19 protein-coding genes and 1 pseudogene are annotated in these 21,297 nt (G+C 60.4%); 6 read left to right on the forward strand and 14 right to left on the reverse strand.

The genetic code is table 11. The annotated features are described in order from the left end of the window. Positions 1 to 876, forward strand: coding sequence for a helix-turn-helix domain-containing protein (locus F7R06_RS19850; protein WP_090316294.1), 876 nt, complete (start codon positions 1 to 3; stop codon positions 874 to 876). Positions 877 to 1,008: 132 nt separating this feature from the next. Here the strand turns inward: F7R06_RS19850 and F7R06_RS19855 are convergent, their stop codons facing one another. From F7R06_RS19855 to F7R06_RS19875, 6 genes are all read right to left on the reverse strand, one after another. Next, positions 1,009 to 3,435: a TonB-dependent siderophore receptor gene (locus F7R06_RS19855; protein ID WP_090316291.1), complete on the reverse strand. Its 2,427-nt coding sequence runs from the start codon at positions 3,433 to 3,435 to the stop codon at positions 1,009 to 1,011. Between the two features lie 179 nt (positions 3,436 to 3,614). Beyond that, positions 3,615 to 4,604 carry a FecR family protein gene (locus F7R06_RS19860; RefSeq protein ID WP_090316286.1) on the reverse strand — a complete coding sequence of 330 codons (990 nt, stop codon included), beginning with the start codon at positions 4,602 to 4,604 and terminating at the stop codon, positions 3,615 to 3,617. Continuing rightward, entirely contained in the window at positions 4,601 to 5,173 is a 573-nt protein-coding gene (locus tag F7R06_RS19865) for an RNA polymerase sigma factor (RefSeq protein WP_090316283.1), read from the reverse strand. Before F7R06_RS19865 ends, F7R06_RS19860 begins: the two co-directional genes overlap by 4 nt. After that, positions 5,170 to 5,316: a hypothetical protein gene (locus F7R06_RS30790; protein WP_159437779.1), complete on the reverse strand. Its 147-nt coding sequence runs from the start codon at positions 5,314 to 5,316 to the stop codon at positions 5,170 to 5,172. The genes F7R06_RS19865 and F7R06_RS30790 overlap by 4 nt, the downstream gene beginning before the upstream one ends. Positions 5,317 to 5,504: 188 nt before the next feature. Beyond that, the gene (locus tag F7R06_RS19870; protein ID WP_090316280.1) at positions 5,505 to 5,915 is read right to left on the reverse strand and encodes an HPF/RaiA family ribosome-associated protein; all 411 of its coding nucleotides are present in this window, start codon (positions 5,913 to 5,915) and stop codon (positions 5,505 to 5,507) included. A 214-nt stretch (positions 5,916 to 6,129) separates the two neighbouring features. Then, positions 6,130 to 7,077: a LysR substrate-binding domain-containing protein gene (locus F7R06_RS19875; protein ID WP_090316277.1), complete on the reverse strand. Its 948-nt coding sequence runs from the start codon at positions 7,075 to 7,077 to the stop codon at positions 6,130 to 6,132. A 135-nt stretch (positions 7,078 to 7,212) separates the two neighbouring features. Here F7R06_RS19875 and F7R06_RS19880 point away from each other — a divergent pair, with 135 nt between their 5' ends. Both F7R06_RS19880 and F7R06_RS19885 read left to right on the forward strand, forming a co-directional pair. Next, positions 7,213 to 8,589 (forward strand): L-serine ammonia-lyase, encoded by a 1,377-nt coding sequence (locus F7R06_RS19880; protein ID WP_090316274.1) that lies wholly within the window; start codon positions 7,213 to 7,215, stop codon positions 8,587 to 8,589. 327 nt (positions 8,590 to 8,916) lie between these two features. Then, positions 8,917 to 9,234, forward strand: a complete 318-nt coding sequence (locus F7R06_RS19885) for a DUF3509 domain-containing protein (protein WP_090316271.1) — start codon at positions 8,917 to 8,919, stop codon at positions 9,232 to 9,234. Here the strand turns inward: F7R06_RS19885 and F7R06_RS19890 are convergent. Beyond that, positions 9,231 to 9,731, reverse strand: a complete 501-nt coding sequence (locus tag F7R06_RS19890; protein ID WP_090316269.1) for a phosphate-starvation-inducible protein PsiE — start codon at positions 9,729 to 9,731, stop codon at positions 9,231 to 9,233. The genes F7R06_RS19885 and F7R06_RS19890 overlap by 4 nt on opposite strands. A gap of 281 nt (positions 9,732 to 10,012) precedes the next feature. Here F7R06_RS19890 and F7R06_RS19895 point away from each other — a divergent pair. Further along, positions 10,013 to 10,252 (forward strand): annotated as a pseudogene (locus F7R06_RS19895) (YebG family protein); the annotation flags it as partial. 185 nt (positions 10,253 to 10,437) lie between these two features. Here F7R06_RS19895 and F7R06_RS19900 read toward each other — a convergent pair. Next, entirely contained in the window at positions 10,438 to 11,457 is a 1,020-nt protein-coding gene (locus tag F7R06_RS19900; protein WP_090316263.1) for a Glu/Leu/Phe/Val dehydrogenase family protein, read from the reverse strand. 183 nt (positions 11,458 to 11,640) lie between these two features. Here F7R06_RS19900 and F7R06_RS19905 point away from each other — a divergent pair, with 183 nt between their 5' ends. After that, positions 11,641 to 12,444: a SirB1 family protein gene (locus F7R06_RS19905; RefSeq protein ID WP_090316261.1), complete on the forward strand. Its 804-nt coding sequence runs from the start codon at positions 11,641 to 11,643 to the stop codon at positions 12,442 to 12,444. Between the two features lie 34 nt (positions 12,445 to 12,478). Here the strand turns inward: F7R06_RS19905 and maiA are convergent, their stop codons facing one another. The 3 genes from maiA to hmgA are packed head-to-tail and all read right to left on the reverse strand — an operon-like array spanning position 12,479 to position 15,739. After that, positions 12,479 to 13,114 carry a maleylacetoacetate isomerase gene (maiA, locus tag F7R06_RS19910; protein WP_090316258.1) on the reverse strand — a complete coding sequence of 212 codons (636 nt, stop codon included), beginning with the start codon at positions 13,112 to 13,114 and terminating at the stop codon, positions 12,479 to 12,481. A gap of 12 nt (positions 13,115 to 13,126) precedes the next feature. Beyond that, positions 13,127 to 14,431 carry a fumarylacetoacetase gene (gene fahA / locus F7R06_RS19915; protein ID WP_090316255.1) on the reverse strand — a complete coding sequence of 435 codons (1,305 nt, stop codon included), beginning with the start codon at positions 14,429 to 14,431 and terminating at the stop codon, positions 13,127 to 13,129. 3 nt (positions 14,432 to 14,434) lie between these two features. Continuing rightward, the gene (gene hmgA / locus F7R06_RS19920; protein ID WP_090316252.1) at positions 14,435 to 15,739 is read right to left on the reverse strand and encodes a homogentisate 1,2-dioxygenase; all 1,305 of its coding nucleotides are present in this window, start codon (positions 15,737 to 15,739) and stop codon (positions 14,435 to 14,437) included. Positions 15,740 to 15,905: 166 nt separating this feature from the next. On the opposite strand from hmgA, the gene F7R06_RS19925 reads away from it, so the two are divergent. After that, positions 15,906 to 16,721: an IclR family transcriptional regulator gene (locus tag F7R06_RS19925; protein WP_090316249.1), complete on the forward strand. Its 816-nt coding sequence runs from the start codon at positions 15,906 to 15,908 to the stop codon at positions 16,719 to 16,721. 33 nt (positions 16,722 to 16,754) lie between these two features. On the opposite strand, the gene F7R06_RS19930 is transcribed toward F7R06_RS19925, so the two are convergent. The 3 genes from F7R06_RS19930 to F7R06_RS19940 all read right to left on the reverse strand — a co-directional run bounded on the left by F7R06_RS19930 (position 16,755) and on the right by F7R06_RS19940 (position 21,285). Continuing rightward, complete coding sequence (locus F7R06_RS19930) at positions 16,755 to 17,081, reverse strand: hypothetical protein (RefSeq protein ID WP_090316246.1); 327 nt, start codon at positions 17,079 to 17,081, stop codon at positions 16,755 to 16,757. Positions 17,082 to 17,224: 143 nt separating this feature from the next. Beyond that, positions 17,225 to 19,777 carry a LuxR C-terminal-related transcriptional regulator gene (locus tag F7R06_RS19935; protein WP_090316243.1) on the reverse strand — a complete coding sequence of 851 codons (2,553 nt, stop codon included), beginning with the start codon at positions 19,775 to 19,777 and terminating at the stop codon, positions 17,225 to 17,227. 140 nt (positions 19,778 to 19,917) lie between these two features. Further along, positions 19,918 to 21,285 (reverse strand): DUF1329 domain-containing protein, encoded by a 1,368-nt coding sequence (locus F7R06_RS19940; protein ID WP_090316240.1) that lies wholly within the window; start codon positions 21,283 to 21,285, stop codon positions 19,918 to 19,920. Positions 21,286 to 21,297 lie beyond the last annotated feature (12 nt).

Here is a 21,297-nt window from a genome sequence, read left to right on the forward strand (position 1 = left end):
ATGCCCGCACTGGAAACCCTGCAAGTCTTTCAAGCCCTCAACCGCTCGCCCAATGCTCGCCTCGAGCACAGCGCCGAGCTCGGTGACGGCATGGCTGCAGCCTTGTGGAGCAATCATCATGACGCCCAGGATTACGAGGCGCCGAGCCACCACACGCTGTCCTGCTATATCGCCGGCGGCACGGGCACCTTTCGCCGTGATCAGCCCGGCAACAAGGGAGGCCCGGACAAACTGTGCATCCTGCCGGCCGATCATCAGTCCGGCTGGGTGATCAACGGTGATATTCGCCTGGCCCATCTCTATTTCAGCCCCGAACAATTCGCCCTCGGCTGCGTCACGCTGCTGGACCGCGAACCTCGTGAAGTGCAACTGCGTGAAGGCACGTTCCTCGACGATCCACTGCAAGCCCGACGCTTTCGGCAGATGATCACGCTCAATTGGGATGAACCCGGCGAACGCCTGCTCACCAGCAGCCTGGCCCACGAAATGCTCAGTCATGCCCTGCTCGGTCAGGTCGGCCTGCGCGACGGGTTGCGACTCAAGGGCGGGTTAGCGGCGCATCAGCGTCGTCAACTGGTGGAGTACATCGACAGTCAGTTGGCCGAAGCCATCAGCCTGGGACAACTGGCAGCGCTGTGCGCCTTGTCGGAATACCACTTTGCGCGGATGTTCCGCGAAAGCTTCGGCCTGCCGCCGCATCAATATGTGCTGGCACGGCGACTGGGCCGGGCGCGGGAGCTGTTGCGCTCCACGTCGCAGCCGCTGGGGGACATCGCGCTGGCCTGCGGGTTTGCCAGTGCCAGTCACTTCACCAATCGGTTTCGCCAGGTATTGGGTGGGACGCCTGGCGAGTATCGGCAGGCGTTTTTGCGCTAGTTTGCAGATTTCGGTGCCTGACAGGCCGCCATCGCGGGCAAGCCCGCTCCCACATTTGATCGCATTCTCGTGAAAGTACGCGGCCCCTTGGGAAGCGAGCTTGCTCGCGAAGAACGATGACGCGGTCTTCCGTTAGAACTCCAGCGTACTGGACAAGGTCACCTGCCGCGAATCGCCCATCGACACAAAGAACCGGCTCGCCGCCGAGGTGTAGTAAGTGCGGTCAAACAGGTTCTTCACATTGAGCTGAAACTTGACCTTTTGCCCATCGAGTTGCGTGTCGTAGGTGGCGAACGCATCGGCAACCGTGTAGCCCGGCAGCTCGAAATCATTCACCGCGTTGCCCTCTCGTTCACCGACATAACGCGCCCCCGCGCCGACCCGCAGTTGATCGCCACCGATGACACTGCCGAAATCGTACACCGCCGATAGCGAACCGCTGTTACGGGCCACGTTTTGCAGTTTCTTGCCCTCGTAGTCCGGGTCCTCGGTCACTTCGGCATCGGTGTAGGCGTAACTGCCGATCATGCTCCAGCGGTCACTCAGTTGACCGCTCAGGTCCAATTCAAGACCACGGGAACGCACTTCGCCGGCCGCACTGTAGATCGTGACCGGGCCTTCGGAATTAGCCACCAGCACGTTGCGTTTCTTGATATCGAACAGGGCGATATTGCCCGTTATCCGCCCCGGCATGTCGAGCTTGGCACCGATCTCCCAGGACTTGGCTTGTTCCGGCGCAACGCTGCCATCGAGCACGGTGCTGCTGCCGCTCAGGGGGGCGATGGTCGAGTTGGGTTTGAAGGATTCGGTGTAGCTGCCGTAGAACGACAGCTCATCGGTGTAGCGATAGACGAGGCCGGCGCGCGGCACCCATTTCTGGCCGTTGCTGTCGGTGTTGGCCTTGAACGGCACACCTTTGCCGGCGTACTGGTCGTACGTCTGGAAACGCCCGCCCGCTACAAGAATCCACTGGTCGGTGAGGTGGATCGAGTCCTGCACAAACACCGAATCACTGCGCAGCAAATCGGTCTGGGCGCTGTCGGCCGGGCTCACCGTGCTGCCTTCGACTTCACGACCATAGATCGGGTTGAGGTAGCTGAACGTGCTCAGGCTTTTCTGGCGGATCAGGTCGGCGCGATAGATCTTGCGGTACTCGTCATCAATACCGATCAACAGGTCGTGGCGCATGCCCGCAACATCGACCTTGCCTTCAAGACTGGCCGTGGCGAACCGGTCGGCGCTGATCGCATTCTGCGTGCCGTCCATGCTGCGGGTCAGGCTGCCCTTGCTGGTGTCGATGGCGGTGACACGCACTTGACTGGCGTCGTAGGTTTCGCGGTTCCAGCTATAGCCGAAGTGGGCGCTCCAGTTGTCGTCGAGTTCGTGATCGGCCTCGAAGTGATAGAGGTCCGAGCGCCCTTCCATGTCGTTGAACGGCTCGTCGAGGCGCTCATTGCGCGAAATGTCCAGCGGATGGTTAGTGCGTGGATCAATCACCGTGCCACGGTCGAACGGGGTGAGAAATTCACGGTGCTCATAGGCCAGCAGCAACTTGGTGCGCTCGCCGAACCAGGCCAGCGACGGCGCCACCAGTGTCTCGCGATGCACGCCATAGTTGCGCCAGTAATCTTCGTCTTCGTGGTCCAGCACCATGCGATAGGCCAGCCCGGAAGTACCCAGGGCTCCGGTGCTGTCGAAGGTGCCGCCGCTGCCGTTCTTGCCGTCGCCGTAAGTCGAGCCACGCAGGGTCAAGGCGTTGTACTGCTCAAGCTCTGGTTTTTTGCTGACCATGTTCACCACACCGCCGGGGTCCTGAATCCCGTAGAGCAACGAAGCCGGCCCTTTGAGCACTTCAACCCGATCCACCGTGGCGTTCATGCCACGACCCTGCACCAGCGGCATGCCATCGCGCATGATCGAGCCGTTGCGGTTGTCGCCGAAGCCGCGGGTCATGACTGAATCCTGAGTACTGCCCAGCGTATTGCCTTGGGTAATGCCGCTGACATTGGCCAGTGCGTCATCCAGATTACGGGGTGCCTGATCGCGAATGACCTGGGCCGCAACCACGTTGACGGTCTGCGGGATCTCCTGAATCGGCGCGGAGGTGCGCATGACTGAACTGGTGGGGGGCGGCTGGTAGCTGGTGGATTGATCCATCTCCGAAGTAATGGTGGTCGCACCCAGGTTCAAGGCCCCCTCCGTGGGCTGCGGTTCCAGTGCGATGGTGTGATCGTCGGCGCGACGGAAGGTGAAACCTGAACCACTGAGCAAACGCTGCAGGGCCTGTTCAGCAGTCATCTGACCGTTGATCGCCGGGGCATTGAAGCCGTAGGGCGCTTCATCGGTGTAGACCACGCTGATGCCGGTGACACGGCTGAAATCGCTCAGGGCCTGGGGAAGCGGTTTGGCGTCCATCGAAAAACTGAACGGCGCGTATTGCCGGGCACCGATGTCTGCGGCCCTTGCAGCACTCAGCGGCAGCAACGCCAAGGCCGAAAAGCTCAACGCAGAAACACCTAACCATTGTTTGACCGAACCCGATTTTGCCCTGGACTTCATGACTCATGACCTGTGTAGAACCGCAACGGATGCGAATGACTCGCAGTTTCAGCCACTACACGGATGGCATTCGGTTTTACCTCAGTAGAATTTTGAAAATAATCTTAGTGAGGGTGATTGGGTGCCTGAGATCGCGTTTTACCGCATGAACTGGCTTGTCAGCGAAGACGTCATAAAGGTCAGCGCAAAATAATCAAATGCCCCGAAAGCTGGTGCTGTTCAAATCCCAACACGCCCTGCAACGAACTCAACACCGCCTGCGGGTCCTTGCTCGGAAAGCTGCCACTGACCCGGCGCTTCGCCAGTTCATTGTTGAGCAGCACGATTCTACCGGGGTAATAACGCCCGAGATCCCGCACCACATCGGCCAACGGCGCCTTGTAGTAATTGAGCCAACCCTGGCGCCACGCCAACTGCGCTTCACTGTCCACCGCGTGGAATTTCTGCCCCACGCCTTCGCCGTATGCCACTTGCTGGCCGGCGGTGAGTATCTGCTGTGCGGCACTCTTGTCCGCCAACACGCCAACGCGACCGGACAACACCGTGACCTGCGCGCCATGGGGTTGCAGGCGCACCTCGAACTGCGTGCCCAGGACCCGAGCCTGGCCCTTCTCGGCGTCCACCACGAACGGCTCGCCGGTGTGGGTCACGCTGAAAAAACCGGCACCGCGCCGCAACTGCACCCGCCGCTCGCCACGACTGAAATCCACCGCGATGGCACTGTCGGCATCGAGGGTGACCTGCGACTGATCGGCCAGTGTGATGGTGCGAATTTCCCCCGGCGCCGATACGTAATCGGCACCCAGGTCGTCGATCCAGCGCGATGGTTGCCAGCCCGCGCCGAGGCTGATCATCAGCAACAGGCACGCCGCCATGGCCAACGCCCCGGACCCGCTCCGAAGACTGCTGCGGCGTGGGCGGTTCATGGCGTCGAGATAACCTTGCAGGGCCACTGCCTCTTCATCCGCCAGGGTCCGTGCCGGGACTTCGCTCAACTCCCAGACCACCTGCGCTCGGGCATAGGCCTCGACATGCGCCTGATCGGCCTGCAACCACCGGCTGAAAGCAGCCTGATCAGCGCTGTCGGGCTGGTCACGCAGGAGACTCAACCAGGCCAGCGCCGCCTGTTCCTGAGCGAGCGTGGGGATCGCGCGTTTGCAGTCTTTCACTTGGCGTGCCCCGGCGCGCGCAGTTGAGGCTCGCGCAGGCTGGCCTTGCAGGCCTCGAGCGCACGCATCATGTGTTTTTCAACCGCACTTTGGGACAGCCCCATCGCTTTGGCGATCTCGGCGTACTTGCGGCCATGGATGCGATTGAGCAAGAAAATCTGCCGCGTACGTTCAGGCAATGCGCGTAACGCTGCCTCGACATGGCGCAAATCATTGCCCGCCTCCAGCGCCGCTTGTGGCTCACTGTCCACGCCGTCCGACGGTTCCGCCATCAAGCCTTCACTGGCCCGGACCCGCGTGGCCTCACTGCGCAGATGGTCGATGGCAATGTTGCCGGCGCAGCGCAGCAGGTAGGTGCCGAGTTCTTCGACCTGCACCAGCGGCCGTCGCCAGAACCGCAGGAACAAGTCCTGCACCAGGTCCGCGGCCGTCGCCCGGCAACCGACCCGGCGACTGACCAGCGCTTCCATTTGCGACCGTTGCGAAAGGAACACATGAAGAAAATGCGCACGGTCGCCGCGCAGGTCATCACGTTGGATTTCATGGGGTTTGGGAGGAGGAGTGATCATCGAGCCAATGCTGCGCCAATGCGTCCTTTGGCCTGACCAGCCGCCTCATCGCGGCCGGACGCCGGCGATACGGCATCAACAACAGCAGCACGGCGCCGAGCATCAACGGTGAAGCGGGAGAACGTGCTGATGTTGCCCTTCATGTCGCGACCTGAAAACCGATGAAGCCGCGTGAACGTCACGGGCCTGCAAGGCCGCCAATACTAATGATAAATATTCTCATACGCAAAAATAATGGTTAAGACCGCACTCCAATGTCGACAACGCTGAAAACGAAACGGGCCTGCAATGCAGGCCCGTTCAAGTGGGAAGTTAAAAAGTGGATCAGGCTTCAGCCGTTTTGCGCTGCCTGTTCGTTTTCAAGAAACTCTTCCTCCAGCAACTCATCCGCGTGAGCCCTGCGCTCGAACGGCACGACGGCGGCGCGGGGTTTGCCTCGCAATTTGCCGAACAGGTGTTCCAGCGCGTGCTCGAGTTTCTCGGCGGCTCCGTCGATCGCCAGTTCCAGGCTGGCGGCTTTATGGGTAACGGAAATCGGTTGGTGGCCTTTTGGCCGCGCTTCCAGCTGGCAGCGTAGATCGTGGGGACCGGGCTTGTCGCCGTTCTCGTCCCGCAGGTGAACCTCCACTCGGGTCAGGTTCTCCTCATAACGTTCGAGCGTGCTCTCAATGGTAGTACGTACCCACTCCTCCAGTCGGATGCTGCTTTGAATATGGTTATCGCTATTGACTTGGATTTGCATAGTTCATCCCTTATTTCAGCTAGCTCGCGAGAGGCCGGTCAGCTAAGCCCTTGGGCGTCATCACCGTGACCTCTTGATTACACAATCGGTCTGTACGCTGAACAATTCAACCCCTAAAAAAAGATAAAGTTTTAATCGCAAAAAAAGCCGGACAATGGGCAAAAGCGCTGTTAATGTCGGGAGTTGAGTCGCCCCGCGCCTTTGTCATATTTGCTCACATCTGCTGATCCGCCAGTGGGTGCAGGCTGCGAAAAATCCCCGCCTCCTCCACCAGCCAGTCATGTACCGCCCGCACGCCCGGATGGCTCAGCGCACCTGGTGCATAGAGCAGCATGTAACGCTTGTGATTGGGCACCGCGAGGCCGAACGGCACGATCAATGCGCCGCGCTCCAGCTCGTCGTTGAGCAATGTGCGCCGCGCAATCGCCACGCCCATCCCGGCGATCGCCGCCTCAATGGTCAAATGATTGCGATTGAAGGTGTGCCCGCGCCGGACATCCGCGCCTTCGAAGCCGATGGCATTGAGATAGAACTCCCATTCCGCATATTCGTAGCTGCCCCGCCAGGCGGTGATGTCGTGCAACAGCGGAAAATGCATCAGGTCCGCCGGACCATGCAGGGGTGGGCGTCCGCGCAACAAGCCCGGCGCACACACCGGAAAAATCTGTTCGTCGAGCAAGGCTGTGGATAACAGCCCGGGATAGCTGCCATCGTTCAGGTCGATGGCCAGATCGAAGTCGCCCTCGTGCAGTGGCACGCTGCTGTCCTCGGCCACCAGGCGCAATTGAATGTCCGGAAAACGTTGCTGCAATCGCGGCAGGCGTGGGGTCAGCCATTTGCTCAGGAACGATGGAATCGAACGTACCCGCAACGTTCCGCTGATCATGCCGGCGTCCAGTCGACGCAATTCCGCATCGATGCTGCCATAGGCCTCATTGACGGTGATGGCCAGTCGCTGACCTTCGGCGCTCAACTCCACACCCCGGGCACGCCGGTGAAACAGGCGAAAACCCAGGCGCTCCTCCAATTGGCGGATCTGCTGGCTGACCGCCCCTGGCGTGATGTGCAGTTCTTCGGCGCAACGGGTGAACGACAAGTGCCGGGCCGCGCAGGAAAACACCTGCAACCACACGTAAGTCTGTGCATGCAATTGTCGGCTCATCGTTTAGTCCCGCTAAAGGCTGTCTTAGGAAGTTTCGTTGGTCACGTAGGACCGAGGGAGGCAGTATCGCTGAAAGTGCGCTTGTCCTACAAAAATGGCAGCGATTTATCTTCCATTGCAGGAATAGGCTTTAGCATGGCTATCAGTGTTTTTGATCTCTTCAAAGTCGGTATCGGCCCATCCAGTTCCCATACCGTCGGTCCGATGCGCGCCGCCGCGACCTTCGCCCAGGCGTTGGTCGACCAAGCTTTTCTGCCGGACGTTCGACGTGTGGAAATACGTCTCTACGGCTCTCTGTCGGCGACCGGCGTCGGCCACGCCACTGACCGCGCCTGTGTCATGGGCCTGATGGGCGAATGGCCTGACCGAATCGATCCCGCCACCATCGACAGCCGAATCCAGACCCTGCGCAATACTGGCGAACTGCTGCTGGCAGGGCAAGTGACCATCGCCTTCAATTGGTCGCGCGATCTCCTGCTGCTCGACGAAAGCTTGCCCTACCACCCAAACGCCATGTCCTTGACCGCCTTCGGCGAAACCGGTGAGCTGTTCGAGCAGACGTACTACTCGGTCGGCGGCGGTTTCATCATCGAAGCGGCCGAAGCCGAGTCGGGTATTGCGCCCGCCAGCGATGTGGTGCTGCCGTACGATTTTTCCAGCGCCGTCGAATTGCTCAAGCTCTGTAACGAGCATGGCTTGCGGGTTTCCGAATTGATGATGGCCAACGAACGGGCCTGGCGCAGTGACGCCGACATTCGTCAGGGACTGCTGCACATCTGGTCGGTAATGCGTGAGTGCGTCGAGCAAGGACTGGAACATGAAGGGATCCTGCCCGGCGGTCTGAATGTTCCGCGCCGCGCCGCGAAATTGCACCGCAGCCTGTTGGAAATCGGCAAGCCGAACGTCATCACCTCGACCCTGTCGGCCATGGAATGGGTGAACCTGTTCGCCCTCGCCGTGAACGAAGAGAATGCGGCAGGCGGGCGCATGGTCACGGCGCCGACCAACGGCGCGGCGGGGATCATCCCGGCGGTCCTGCACTACTACATGAAATTCAATCCGGATGCGTCGGACGATGACGTGGTTTCGTTCTTTCTGGGCGCGGCAGCGGTTGGCATTCTGTGCAAGAAAAACGCCTCGATCTCCGGCGCCGAAGTCGGCTGTCAGGGCGAAGTGGGTTCGGCCTGCGCCATGGCCGCCGCCGGCCTGGCCGAGGTGCTGGGCGCCACGCCGGAGCAACTGGAAAACGCCGCCGAAATTGGCCTGGAACACAATCTGGGCCTGACCTGCGACCCGGTCGGCGGGCTGGTGCAAGTGCCGTGCATCGAGCGCAACGCGATTGCCGCCGTGAAGGCGATCAACGCCACGCAAATGGCCCTGCGCGGTGACGGCAAGCACTTCATTTCCCTGGATCGGGTGATCCGCACCATGCGCGATACCGGTGCCGACATGCACGATAAATACAAGGAAACGTCACGGGGCGGCCTTGCGGTGAATTGGGTCGAATGCTGACCGCTTTGGAGGCATACCCGGATTTATTGCCCTGAAACGGGCAGAAAAATAAACACGGTCCCTGTAGCAGCGAGCTCGCTCGCGAAAACCCCACCAGCACCGCGAAACAGCTGGTTAGACGCGTGATCATTCACGTCCATCGCGAGCAGGGCTCGCTCCTGCATGCTGTAAATATTGTCCGACAATCTTTACGGCATGCCCCTTGCTACACCCCCTGTTGCAAGCATTGATGGCGATGTGGCCATGAAGGCCGATGGTCCGGTGTTGCGAACTAATCCCGATATCGACCGGTCAACAACTGCACGTTCAATCAGGCGGTGACGCATCATGGACAACCCTTTCCAGCTCATTACCGATGCTTTTTCAGCGGATTATCAGATCAACCTGAGCATTCAGGGACTCGATGGCAGCATCATGCTGACCCTGTCCAATAGCGGCCATGTGGTGGCCAAACGCATGATCAGTGCTGACCAGCGCAACGACCCTGAACGCCTCAAACGCCTGGTGCAAAGCATTCAATTCGGTATCGCCATCGAACAGGGCCACAGCGCCGTGGCAATCCTCGAAGCCATGACCGATGGCAACACCCGCAACCTGCCACCTCCACCCGCCAAAGGCCGGCCTCGACCCGCCATGAGGTTTTAAAGCTCGCCCTTCTCCACTTCCGGGTGTTCACTGGAACCCGCGCCGGTCTTGCGGTGCGGGTTTTCAATTTTCACCGACGGGAATTGCGACGAAGCGTAACGCACCACCAGAATCGAAAACGCCAGCAGCAGAATCCCGCCGCACAGGTAGATGATCCCGATGTCCGGCGGGTTGTGGTGCGAGACGTTGGAAATCAGCAACCGCGTCAGCGCGGTGATCGCCACGTAGATCAGGAAACGCACCGGCATGTGGTTGGTCTTGAAGTAAATCCCGACCATCGCCCCCAGTTCCAGGTAGATGAACAGCAGCAAGATGTCATCGATCTTGATGTGCCCCTGTTCGATCATCCCAAGAAATTCCATCACCGCGGCCCATGCGGTCACCGCACCAATGGCGAACAGCGCCATGTAGTGGAAGGTTTCGACGAACAGGTTGCCCAAGGACTCGGCCAGTTCATGCACGTTCTGCCGCAGGTTTTCTGCCCAGTTGATTTTCACGATGATGCTTCCTTAGGTCGGCTCGACCGGATAATGCGGGTTGGACATGACGATTGTTCTGCATGCAGAAACAAGGCCACGCCATGATGGCCGGGCGCTCTGGAACGCGCTCCGTGGCGTTTGGTCGCACCCACCTGTCTTGTCAGGGCCTGACAAACCCTGTTTTCGGTCTAGATTAAAAAGCCACTACCCAAACCCCGGGGTTTCGCTTATCCTTTTAGCTGTATATAGATACAGTAGTCGAATCAGACAACCAAATGTGAAGGCATGTGAGGTGGTGAATGGCCGTCGAAGTGGTATACCGCAGCAGCCGAGATCTGGAGCGCTTGTTCATGGATAAAGCCGAAGCTGACCGTCATGACAAAATGCTCGAACTGGCCGAGTTGCTGGCGGAAGTGTTGCAAAAAGCCGTTCCGTCCCTGACCGAGCAGCAAGTGGAAGAAGCCGGGATCTACATGGCGAAGAATCGCGATGTGTTTGCCAAGGCATTCAAGAGCCAGCCGGACGCTTTGTCCGAATTGCTCAGCGCGCCTGTCGAAGTCGCGGAACCGGTTGAAGTGGCGACGCCCGTCGAGGAGCCAGTTGCCGAGCCGATCGCCCCGGCGAAGCCAGCCAAGGTTGCCAAAGCCGCAAAGTAAGCAACGCCCGAATTGAACAGGCCCTGAGTCCGATGGAGTCAGGGCCTTTTTCATGCCAGGAAATCCACTCAGCGATACAAGACTTTCTCCGCCAATTCATCCGCCACCCGGGCCGGCGAACGTTTTTCCGCCTGGGCATGGGCGAAGACCTCCGTCAGGCGCGAGCTGATTTTTGACAGGTGGGCCGTGATGGTCGGAAGCTCTTCACCACGGTGTTTGAGTGAAACGTAAATCAGCCCGCCGGCATTGATCACGTAATCCGGCGCATACAGAATGCCCCGCCGCTCCAACTGATCGGCGACATCCAGATGAGTCAACTGATTATTCGCCGAACCGGCCACGGCCGAGCAGCGCAGTTGCGTCACGCTGTGGCTGTTGAGCACACCGCCCAGACCGCACGGGGCGAGTATGTCGCATGGGGTGCTGAGCAATGCATCGTTGGCGATCGGGTGCGCGCCGAGTTGCTCCATGGCCAGTTGCACCTTGCCGTGGTCGATGTCGCTGACCAACAGTTCTGCACCCGCGGCGTGCAGTTGTTCGGCCAGCGCAAACCCGACATTGCCCAGGCCTTGGATGGCCACCCGTAAACCCTCGAGGTTATCGCTGCCCAGTCGCGCCATCGCGGTGCTGCGGATGCCGGTAAAAACGCCCATCGCCGCATGGGGCGCAGGGTCGCCCGCCGAGGTGGTGCTGGTGACATGTTGGGTCTGCTGGGCGATGCAATCCATATCCGCTACCGACGTGCCGCTGTCGATGGCGGTGATGTAACGGCCGTCGAGCTGCTCGATGCAGCGCCCAAAGGCCTCGAACAGCGCCGCGCGGTTGGCCACATGGGCCGGCCGAATGATCACCGCGACGCCACCGCCCTGGGCCAGGCCGGCCAATGCGGCTTTGTAGCTCATGCCTTTGGCCAGGCGCGCCGCATCCTCGACCGCGGATTCGTCGCTGGGGTAGGCAAGGTAACGACAACCACCCAGGGCAGGTCCCAATCGGCTGTTATGAATGGCAATGACCGCCTTCAACCCGGTGACCGGGTCGACGCTCAGATGCAGCGATTCAAGGCGAGTGCTTTGCATGAGAGCGAACATCGTAAGGCTCCCGAATCACTTCTTGTAGTCGCCAGTATAGGCTTGCGCCCAAAAATTGCAGAAGCGCACCGGAATAAGCGAAGGCTTGATGCAAGCTTTCGGAAATAACCTGTTTCAGCCTCTGCACGACACTGGACGAATGCTGGCGACGGGGCTAAAACGAGGCATTGCCCGGAGATTCTGATGACACCGCGCCAATCGTTTTTCGCCTGTCTGCAACGTTCACCGCCCGCGCTGTTCGAGGCGGCGCTATGGATTGCGGCCGAACATGACAGCGAGGTAAACCCCGAGGCGTTGCTCCAGGATTTCCATGAGTTGCAACAGCGTGTGAGTTACGGCTTGCCGATGTTGCCGGTCAACGAGCTGGCGCAACCCTTGTTACGCCGCATGAATGACCTGGGATTCGCCCAGGACGACTTCAGCCCATTGCGCCCACAGGTGGCCTTGCTCAACAAAGTGCTGGCATTGCGCCGCGGGCAACCGCTTTCCCTGGGGCTGATTGCCCTGGAACTGGCCAGGGGCCTGGAAATCCCCTTGGTCGGGGTTAACTTCCCGGGGCATTTCCTGTTGCGCGTGCCGGGGGCCGATCACTTGCTCGACCCGTGTGGCGGCCGTCGGCTATACCCCAACGATTGCCGGGAATTGCTGCAACGCCAGTACGGCCCGAACATGAAACTCAGCGCCGAACACCTGGTCACCGCCGATCCCGTGCAGATGCTGCAACGCCTGTCGCGCAACCTGCGTCAACTGCACCTTTCCCACGACGATTACATCGGCGCCTTGATCGACGCCGAACGTGTGCTGGAACTGGGCAATGGCAATGCCGCCGACTATCTGGCCCGCGCCAGCCTCTACCAAAGGCTGGACTGCCCGAACGCCGAACGCTTCGACCTGGAACATGCACTGTTGCTCAGTGATGATCCGATCCAGCGAATTCGCCTCACTGAACGACTGGGGCATTTGCCGCCCAATTCCGTCGTCCATTGATCGCCCGCTCCCGCAGGGGGATTTGTGTCGGGATTCAAGGCGTATCAGGCTGATTCGCCGGATGCGCTTTGATGAACGCCGGATGTGTCGCCGCCAGCGCCGCCACGCGACGGATGCGTGGATAGGCCTCAAGCGCAATATTGAAGCGTTCGGCCGCATACAGCTGCGGGATCAGGTAGACGTCGGCCAGACCTGGCTCAGGCCCGAAGCAGTAACCCTCATCGCCGATCAACTGCTCCACCGTCGCCAGCCCCTGGCTTATCCAGTGCCCGATCCACTCCACCACCTGCGGCTCGTCGTGGCCCAACTGGCGCAGCCTGTTGAGCACGCTGACGTTGTGCAATGGATGCACATCGCAGCCGATCACCGCCGCTACGCCACGTTCATGGGCGCGGGCCGCGAGGTCTTTCGACAGCAGCGGCGCGTGTGGATAACGCTCTTCCAGGTACTCGATGATCGCCGGTGACTGGATCAGCAGCTCGCCTTCATCGGTTCGCAAGGCCGGCACGCGGCCCTGCGGGTTGATGGCCAGATACGGCGGCTGGCGGTGCTCGCCACCCGGCGGCGCGATCAGGTTGACCGGCAGCGCCTGGTAATCCAGGCCTTTGAGCGCCAAAGCGATGCGCACCCGATACGACGAGGTCGAACGGTAATAGGTATAGAGCTGCATGACCCGTTCCCCTTAGCGCGCCGGCAACACTTTGCCGCGGCATTCGCCGAAACCGATGGACGCAAAACCTTCACGGCGGCAACGGCCACGAAGAATGATTTCATCGCCGTCTTCGAGGAATTTGCGCACTTCGCCCGATGCCAGTTCGATCGGCTTTTTACCGCCCTCGGTGATTTCCAGCAGGCTGCCGAACTGACCATTTTCCGGCCCGGACAAGGTGCCCGATCCGAACAGGTCGCCGGCTTGCAACTGGCAGCCGTTGACGCTGTGGTGCGCGACCATTTGCGCCACGGTCCAGTACATGTGTTGTGTGTTGCTCAGGGTCAGGCGATGGGCTGGCAGGTTCTGCTCGCGCATGGCTTCGGTCAGCAGCAGCACTTCCAGCTCGATGTCGAAGGCGCCAGCGGCCTGATCACGCTTGTCGAACAGGTACGGCAGCGGCTGCGGATCGCCTTCAGGACGCGCGGGCTGGGCGCGACGGAACGGCTCTAGCGCTTCGGCGGTGACGACCCACGGCGAGATGCTGGTGATGAAGCTCTTCGACAGGAACGGCCCCAGCGGCTGGTATTCCCACGCCTGGATATCCCGTGCCGACCAGTCGTTGAGCAGGCAGAAACCGGCGATGTGATCGGCGGCGTCGCCAATGGCGATGGAGTCGCCCATCTCGTTGCCCTGACCGATCCAGATGCCCAGTTCCAGTTCGTAGTCCAGGCGCGCGCAAGGGCCGAAAGTCGGTTCGCTCTGACCGGCCGGCAAGGTCTGGCCTTTCGGGCGACGCACGTCAGTGCCGGAGGGGCGAATGGTCGAGGCGCGGCCGTGGTATCCGATCGGCACGTACTTGTAGTTCGGCAGCAACGGGTTGTCCGGGCGGAACAGTTTGCCGACGTTCTGCGCGTGTTCGATACCGACATAGAAGTCGGTGTAGTCGTTGATTTTCGCCGGCAGGTGCATCACGCAATCCGCCGCCAGTGGCAGGAGTTTTGCGCCCTGGGCTTCGATCTTGCCGCGCAGGCTGCTGCCTTCTTCGAGCAACTCGATCAAACGTTCACGCAAGGCCACGCGGGCTTCACGACCGAGTTCGAAGAACGCATTCAACTGACCACCACGGGTGGCTTCGACGGCGGCTTTTGCTGCGCCATCGAACAGGCCGGCCTCGAGTGCGGCCTCCAGATCGAAGATATACTCACCGATGGCCACGCCACTGCGTGGCGCCGAACCCTTCACGCTGAAGACGCCCAGCGGCAGGTTTTGCAAAGGGAAATCCGTATGGCCGTTGGCGGAAGCAACCCAACTGCGAGGGATGGAAGTTTGCGTCATGGGTTATCTCCGTGTCGGGTCGAAAGTCGCGGGCAATGTGGCCCAGCAGGCATCGTAGTTGGTTTGCAGTTGCGGGCAATCGAGGGCGAACCGGCTTGGACGCAGCACCTGGCTGGTCTCGAACATGAAGGCCATGGTGTTGTCGATTTTCACCGGCTTGAGGTCAGCGTTGATGGCTTTGGTGCAGGTTTCGCCATCCGGGCCGTGCGCGCTCATGCAGCTGTGCAAGGAAGCACCGCCGGGCACAAAGCCTTCAGCCTTGGCGTCGTACTCGCCTTTGATCAGGCCCATGAATTCGTTCATCAGGTTACGGTGGAACCATGGTGGACGGAAGGTGTTCTCGGCCACCATCCAGCGTGGCGGGAAGATCACGAAGTCGAGATTGGCCAGGCCGTGGACGCTGGTCGGCGAGGTCAATACGGTGAAAATCGACGGGTCGGGGTGATCGAAGCTGACGGTGCCGATGGTGTTGAACCGGCGCAGGTCATATTTGTACGGCACGTTGTTGCCGTGCCAGGCGACCACGTTCAGCGGTGAATGATCGAGCTCGCAGCCCCACAGCTGACCGAGGAATTTCTGCACCAGCGTGGTCGGCTGCTTGAGGTTTTCGTAATGGGCCACCGGGGTCAGGAAGTCCCGCGGATTGGCCAGGCCGTTGCTGCCGATCGGCCCCAGATCCGGCAGGCGAAGCGGCGCGCCATGGTTCTCGGCGATGTAGCCACGGGCTTGCGGGTCGAGCAGTTCGATGCGGAATTTCAAACCGCGCGGTAGCACGGCGATTTCCAGTGGCTCGAGTTCGAGCACGCCCAGTTCCGTGGCAATGCGCAGACGGCCCTGCTCCGGCACCAGCAGCCATTCGCCGTCGGCGTTGAAGAACACCCGTTCCATGGAGCGGTTGGCGCGGTAGCTATAGATGCTGATCCCGGCCGGTTTGTCGGCGCTGGCGTTGGCGGCCATGCTCACCAGGCCGTCGATGAAGTCCGTCGGTTCGGCGGGAATATCCAGCGGGTTCCAGCGCAGCCGATTAGGGGTCACTTCACCCAATGGGCCACCGGCCAGTTGCCGCTCGAGCTTGACGAATGCCGGATGATTGGCCGATGGCTGGATGCGGTACATCCACGTACGCCGCGCTTCACTGCGGGCCATGGTGAACGCGGTGCCGGAGAACAGTTCGGTGTAGAGGCCGTACGGGGCTTTTTGCGGCGCGTTCTGGCCGACCGGCAGCGCACCGGGCAATGCCTCACTGCTGAATTCGTTGCCGAAGCCTGACTGGTAAGCCAGCGCTGGCGCCGTTGAATCGAGGTTCATGGAGCCTCCTGAACAGGGAGTGGGCAGTGGCCTGTCGCTCCATTGCAGAGGTCTGGGACACGCCGGGGTTATTTTTATCGTAATTCAATTACGCTTAACGTAATTTGATTGGTATTGACCGTCAAGCTATAAAGACGCCCATTCGTCCCGGGATCACACCGCCTCCATGGAAAAGCCAGACAGCAACGGTAAACAGAAAGTACGCTCGGCCGAGGTGGGTACCGACATCCTCAAGGCCCTGGCGCAGTTGTCCCCCTCGACTTCGCTCTCGCGCCTGGCCGAGCACGTGCAGATGCCGGCGAGCAAAGTTCACCGCTATCTGCAGGCGCTGATCGCCAGCGGTTTTGCCGAACAGAACAGCGTCACCAACCATTACGGCCTGGGCCGCGAAGCCTTGCGCGTCGGGCTGGCCGCACTCAATAGTATGGACGTGCTGAAAGTCGCCGCCCTGCCCTTGGCCGAGTTGCGCGACGACTTGAACGAAACCTGCTTCCTGGCGGTATGGGGCAACCAGGGGGCAACCGTGGTGCACATCGAGCCGGCGGTGCGTGCGGTGACGGTTGTGACGCAATTGGGCTCGGTGCTGCCGTTGCTCAGTTCGTCGACGGGACTGGTCTTTGGCGCCTACCTGCCCAAGCGCGAGACCGCGGACCTGCGCGAGCAGGAATTGCGGGGCCAATCAGCCCACGCCCTGGCGGATGACCCAACCTATGCCGCCATGTGCGAACAGATCCGCGCACGCGGCCTGCATCATGTGCATGGTTTGTTGATGCCCGGTGTGGATGCCTTGTCGGCGCCGGTGTTCAATGCGATGGGGAAAGTGGTGGCCGTGCTGACGGTGGTGGGCCCGGCATCGCTGTTTCACGCCGACGAAAACGGCCCGGCGGCGCAGCGATTACTCGCGGCATCGCGGGCCGTCAGTTGGCGCATGGGATACGAGAGTCCCGCCCGCTCAGAGGTGCTGGAGGGAGCACGCAAATAACATTCATACCCACTGCCGCGGGTATCACTGCTTTCAACCGTTTACGGAGCCACCCAGAAAAACCTGGGCGATGTCTACGCCCATTCTGTTTAGCTCGTCAAAATCGAGACCTTTGAAACGAAAGTCCGGGTCGAATGTGTAAGGCTCGGAAAACAACCCCAGGTGCTCTCCTTCAAAGTAGGGAGTCTCGCGATCCTGCAACTGCAGAAGGAACGCCCACACCAGTGTTTGGGAATAAGTCACCAACGGTTCGTCAAGTTTATTAATGCCATTCACATACACTTTATCGACATTGATACCACGCCCGCTGAGTCTTGCATGCAACATGGCACGCACCCGTTCAATATTCAGCTCTTCCATGATTTAACTTCCTTGTTTGCCAATTAATGAATCTTCGTTAGTTGTTGCCGGAAAGCATACTAGGCAAATTCACACACCACGCACGCAGTAGAATGTTTCGCTATCTTGCAGGTAATACTCAACCCACTTTAAGAGCACCCGTTTCATCCTGACGATATGAGCCCTAACTTCTTCGCAGTGGCCACGGCTTGGGTACGACGCTCGACACCCAATTTGCTGTGTATTCGCCGTGCATGGGTCTTCACGGTATGCAAGGAAATAAACAACTGTTCGGCAATCTGTTGATTGGAGTTGCCTTGGGCGATCAGGCTCAGCACCTCCAGTTCTCGTACGCTCAATGGATTGGCGTCCAGCGTTGACGGCGCCAGGGGCTCCTCCTCACCCAAGCGACTGAGCAATGTCGGCTGTCGCAGGCGCAGTTCGCACAAGGCTTGTTGCAAATGGCAGCGTTTCACCAGTTCCAGCCCGGCCTGCAAGGCCGACTTCGCCAGTGCAGTCTCGCCCATCAGATCGGCCACTTCGCAAATCGCCAATTGCAACTCCGCTTCAAGCGCCAGCCTGGCATCACGTTGCGCTTGATCAAGCAACGCCTTGAGCCGCTCCAGGGGGTGCTTCGCCTGTTGCAGATACGTCTCGGCGATCACCAGCTGGTATTCGATCCGCGCGATCAGTTCGATGGTGGCCGGAGGTGCCTGGCGGGCCTGAGGTCCACGGTAGTGCCGCAGGACTCGGGTCAACGCTTCACAAGCCAATGTCGTGCGACCTTGCTGCAACCAGAAGTGACTGCTGATCTGCAGCAGTGCGCTGCGATAAACCGTGTCGGGAATCTGCCGCTGCTGCATCAACCGTTCGGCATCACGTAACCGGTCAAACGCCTGTGCGTAATCGCGCTGATTGGCGGCCACCTGTGCCAACCCGAGAAAACCATACAACGCGCGTTTGTCCTGACTGTGCAGGCAGTCCTGCAGACCGGACTGGAAGAACCGGGATGCCAGGCCATCCTGCCCCTGGCAGAGCGCCAGACGTCCGCGTCGCAAGGCAATCCGCCCCAGCAGCGGCGTCGGGCGATCGGCCTGCCGACACAGTAATTCATGGATATCCGCCAACAAGCTTTCGGCTCGCTGGGGAGCACCGCGCTGCTCCAGCCACTGGGCATGATCGAGTTCGAGCAAGCCTTCAAAGAGCAGCGAACCCTGCGCCCGCGCCAGACAAAGCGCCTCACGATTGAAGGCCTGTGCGCCATCGAGGTCGGCGGTCAGCAGCGCTTGCTGGGTCAGCCCGGACAGGCATAACAAGCGCGCGGCCCAAGCGTCGGAGTCCAACTCGGCCAGCGCCTCGATAAAGTGCGTGCGCGCCGCTTCCATCCGCCCCTGCAAATGCAGCAACCAGCCCTGCTGAGCCTGCCAGCGCGCCAGCAGTTGCCGTTGCAGGGCAGCCGTCGGCTGAGGCGTGAACCGCACCAGTTGCTCGATGCACGACGCGGCCTGATCGAAGCGCCCGGCAAACAACAACGCCGCGGTGATCAAACCCACCAATTGCGGCGTACCAAGGGTCAATTCTTCACCTTGGCGCTCATGCAGACTGAGCAACAGACGCACATTCTCCCGGCGGAACAAATGCTCAAAGCTGAAGTGCTGCAACAGGCTGACCGCCACCTCGAACTCTTCGGCCAACAATGCCTGCTCGAACGCGCCCTGCCAGTCCTCCTCGGCGGTGAACCACTGGCAGGCGCGCCGGTGCCAGGAGCGCCCTGCCGAACCTTGTTCCTCGCGCATGGCCCGGGCCAATGGCACGAACACCCGCAACCAGTCGGGCGAGTCCTCCCAGGGTTCGATGAAACATCCCATGTCCTGCAAGGCGTGCAACCACTGCGCGCCCTCACCGGCGCCAAACAGATGCTCGCACAGGCTGGCATTGAAGCGCGGCAGGTGCGCCAGCACTTGCCAGGCTTCCACCAGTTCTGGCGGCAAGGTGTTGAACAGTTCATGTTGCAGGTAATCGAGCAACGTCGCCGATCGCCCCTGCCTGCCCTCCCCGGTCGCCCACTGACAACCGTCGAGCAAGGCGATGCGCACGCCGGCGCACCAGCCACCGCTACGCTGGATGATCCTCCTTGCCGTATTGGCTGACTGCGGCGGCACGACATGGACGATCAATTGTTCGATGTCCGATTCGTTGAATGCCAGGGCGCGCGCCTCGCATTCGTACAACTCATCGTCGAGCAACAAGCGTGGCCAGTTGCATGATGGACGCCGGCGCGAACCCAACCACCAGTTCAACAGTGGATTTCTGACAGCCAGTAAACGGTCCAGCAAGCGGTCGAGCTCAGGATTGGGCACGCGACAGTAATCATCGAGAAACAGCCAGGTCGGCGTCTGCAACCGGGCCAGAGCCTCCAGCAAAGCGGGCTCGTCCGCGGCAGCCAGCCCCAGTGCGCAGGCCAGCCGTTGCTGGAACTCGACGACACTCAAGGACGCCCCCGCCAACGACAGCCAATACACGCGACAGTGCGTTGGTGCTCGCAGCAGACACTCGGTGAGCAGTGCGGTCTTGCCGCTGCCGGCCGGGGCGCAAAGCAACTTCACCCGCGCCGACGAGGCCAGCAACGGCGCGGTCAACCGGTCGCGAGACAGGTGATGAGCAGACAAACGAGGCAGAGGTCCAGGACGGTCCAGACTCAGGGTCATGGCAGTCATAGTGAGGCGCCTTTTTATAGTTGTGGCGCCACCCTAGACCTCTCCCGAACGCTTGTTGAAGAAGTATTCAGCAGACTGATTTACACCCATAAAAAAGGTGACCGCGAGGTCACCTTTTTGTGTAAGAGCCTGTAGGAAGACTACTTCACACCTGTACTCCTCAAGGCTGCAGGCGTGTAGTCCCCGGCTTTTGCCGCGATGTTGAATTCGAAGCTGCGCTTCTCTTCGTTTTTCATCCCCAGGGCGATGTAACGACCGGCAATCAAGTCATACAGCGCTTCGACGGTATAGGCCGGAACCTGATGATCGTAGTAGAACTGGGCATGCCCCTCGGCCACACGCCAGAGCTGTCCGCGACCGTCGTAGTGATCGGCCAGGGCCACTTGCCAGGTGTCTTCGTCGAGGTACATGTGGCGCTTGGCGTATATGTGCCGCTCGTTGGGCTTGACCGTGGCGACAACCTCCCAGACCCGGTGCAACTCATAGCGGGTCAGGTCCTGATTGATGTGCCCGGCCTTGATCACATCGGTGTACTTCAGGTCAGGCGAATCGAGCTTGTAGCTGTTGTACGGGATGTACATTTCTTTCTTGCCGATCAGTTTCCAGTCGTAGCGATCAGGCGCTCCGGAAAACATGTCGAAGTTGTCGGTGGTGCGTAACCCGTCCGATGAGGTGCCGACGCCGTCATAGGCCACTTGCGGTGCACGCCGTACGCGACGCTGGCCGGCGTTGTAGATCCACGCCTTGCGCGGCTCCTGGACCTGATCGAGGGTCTCGTGAACCAGCAACACGTTGCCCGCCAGCCGCGCCGGTGCGGTCACCTCCTGCTTGAAATAGCTGAGCACGTTCTCATCGCTGCCCGGTTTGTAATCCCCTAGCAGGGACGGTACGGCCACCTCGTCCTTGAAGCGAATGACGGTGAAATCACCATTCGATTGCGGCGTTGCCTGGGTAATGGTGCGTCGCAGATTACCGCCGTGATAACGGGTGATGTGGTTCCAGATCACCTCGACTCCGTTCTTTGGAATCGGGAACGCGTAATAGCGATTGCCGGTGAAGTTGGCCAGACCGTTACCGTCGTTGATCGGCGTTACATTGAGCGCGCTGCGCTTGGCCGACTCGTAGATTTCCGGTGGCAGGGCCGCGGTGCGGTGCGTCGGATATACCGGGATTCTGTAAGTCTCGGGATAGCGTTTAAACATCGCAATCTGCCCATCGGACAGCTTGTCCTTGTACTTGTCGACCGTCGCGGCCGTGATGACGAACAAGGGCTTTTCATTGGCGAATGGATCGGCCAGGAACCCCTTGCTGTCCACCGCACCGGCGTTTTTCGGGAGGCCGCCGGTCCAGGGTGGAATCGAACCGTCGGCGTTGCCGGCCTTCTCCGCACCGAGCGGTGTAAGGCTGGTGCCGAGTTTGTTGGCTTCTTCCGGCGTCACCGCCGCCATCACGTTGGCGGCCAGCAGACCGAGGGCCAGGGCACCGCATTGCAGAATCATCTTGCGCATGGAAATCATCCT

The sequence above is a fragment of the Pseudomonas moorei genome, assembly GCF_008801475.1.
In the GTDB taxonomy this organism is placed as follows: domain Bacteria; phylum Pseudomonadota; class Gammaproteobacteria; order Pseudomonadales; family Pseudomonadaceae; genus Aquipseudomonas; species Aquipseudomonas moorei.

Excerpts from the sequence above, each read along its gene's own strand:
- F7R06_RS19850 (WP_090316294.1), top strand. The coding sequence starts at position 1 with ATGCCCGCACTGGAAACCCTGCAAGTCTTTCAAGCCCTCAACCGCTCG.
- F7R06_RS19855 (WP_090316291.1), bottom strand. The coding sequence starts at position 3,435 with ATGAAGTCCAGGGCAAAATCGGGTTCGGTCAAACAATGGTTAGGTGTT.
- F7R06_RS19865 (WP_090316283.1), bottom strand. The coding sequence starts at position 5,173 with ATGATCACTCCTCCTCCCAAACCCCATGAAATCCAACGTGATGACCTG.
- F7R06_RS30790 (WP_159437779.1), bottom strand. The coding sequence starts at position 5,316 with ATGAAGGGCAACATCAGCACGTTCTCCCGCTTCACCGTTGATGCTCGG.
- F7R06_RS19870 (WP_090316280.1), bottom strand. The coding sequence starts at position 5,915 with ATGCAAATCCAAGTCAATAGCGATAACCATATTCAAAGCAGCATCCGA.
- F7R06_RS19875 (WP_090316277.1), bottom strand. The coding sequence starts at position 7,077 with ATGAGCCGACAATTGCATGCACAGACTTACGTGTGGTTGCAGGTGTTT.
- F7R06_RS19880 (WP_090316274.1), top strand. The coding sequence starts at position 7,213 with ATGGCTATCAGTGTTTTTGATCTCTTCAAAGTCGGTATCGGCCCATCC.
- F7R06_RS19885 (WP_090316271.1), top strand. The coding sequence starts at position 8,917 with ATGGACAACCCTTTCCAGCTCATTACCGATGCTTTTTCAGCGGATTAT.
- F7R06_RS19900 (WP_090316263.1), bottom strand. The coding sequence starts at position 11,457 with ATGTTCGCTCTCATGCAAAGCACTCGCCTTGAATCGCTGCATCTGAGC.
- F7R06_RS19905 (WP_090316261.1), top strand. The coding sequence starts at position 11,641 with ATGACACCGCGCCAATCGTTTTTCGCCTGTCTGCAACGTTCACCGCCC.
- maiA (WP_090316258.1), bottom strand. The coding sequence starts at position 13,114 with ATGCAGCTCTATACCTATTACCGTTCGACCTCGTCGTATCGGGTGCGC.
- fahA (WP_090316255.1), bottom strand. The coding sequence starts at position 14,431 with ATGACGCAAACTTCCATCCCTCGCAGTTGGGTTGCTTCCGCCAACGGC.
- hmgA (WP_090316252.1), bottom strand. The coding sequence starts at position 15,739 with ATGAACCTCGATTCAACGGCGCCAGCGCTGGCTTACCAGTCAGGCTTC.
- F7R06_RS19925 (WP_090316249.1), top strand. The coding sequence starts at position 15,906 with ATGGAAAAGCCAGACAGCAACGGTAAACAGAAAGTACGCTCGGCCGAG.
- F7R06_RS19930 (WP_090316246.1), bottom strand. The coding sequence starts at position 17,081 with ATGGAAGAGCTGAATATTGAACGGGTGCGTGCCATGTTGCATGCAAGA.
- F7R06_RS19935 (WP_090316243.1), bottom strand. The coding sequence starts at position 19,777 with ATGACTGCCATGACCCTGAGTCTGGACCGTCCTGGACCTCTGCCTCGT.
- F7R06_RS19940 (WP_090316240.1), bottom strand. The coding sequence starts at position 21,285 with ATGCGCAAGATGATTCTGCAATGCGGTGCCCTGGCCCTCGGTCTGCTG.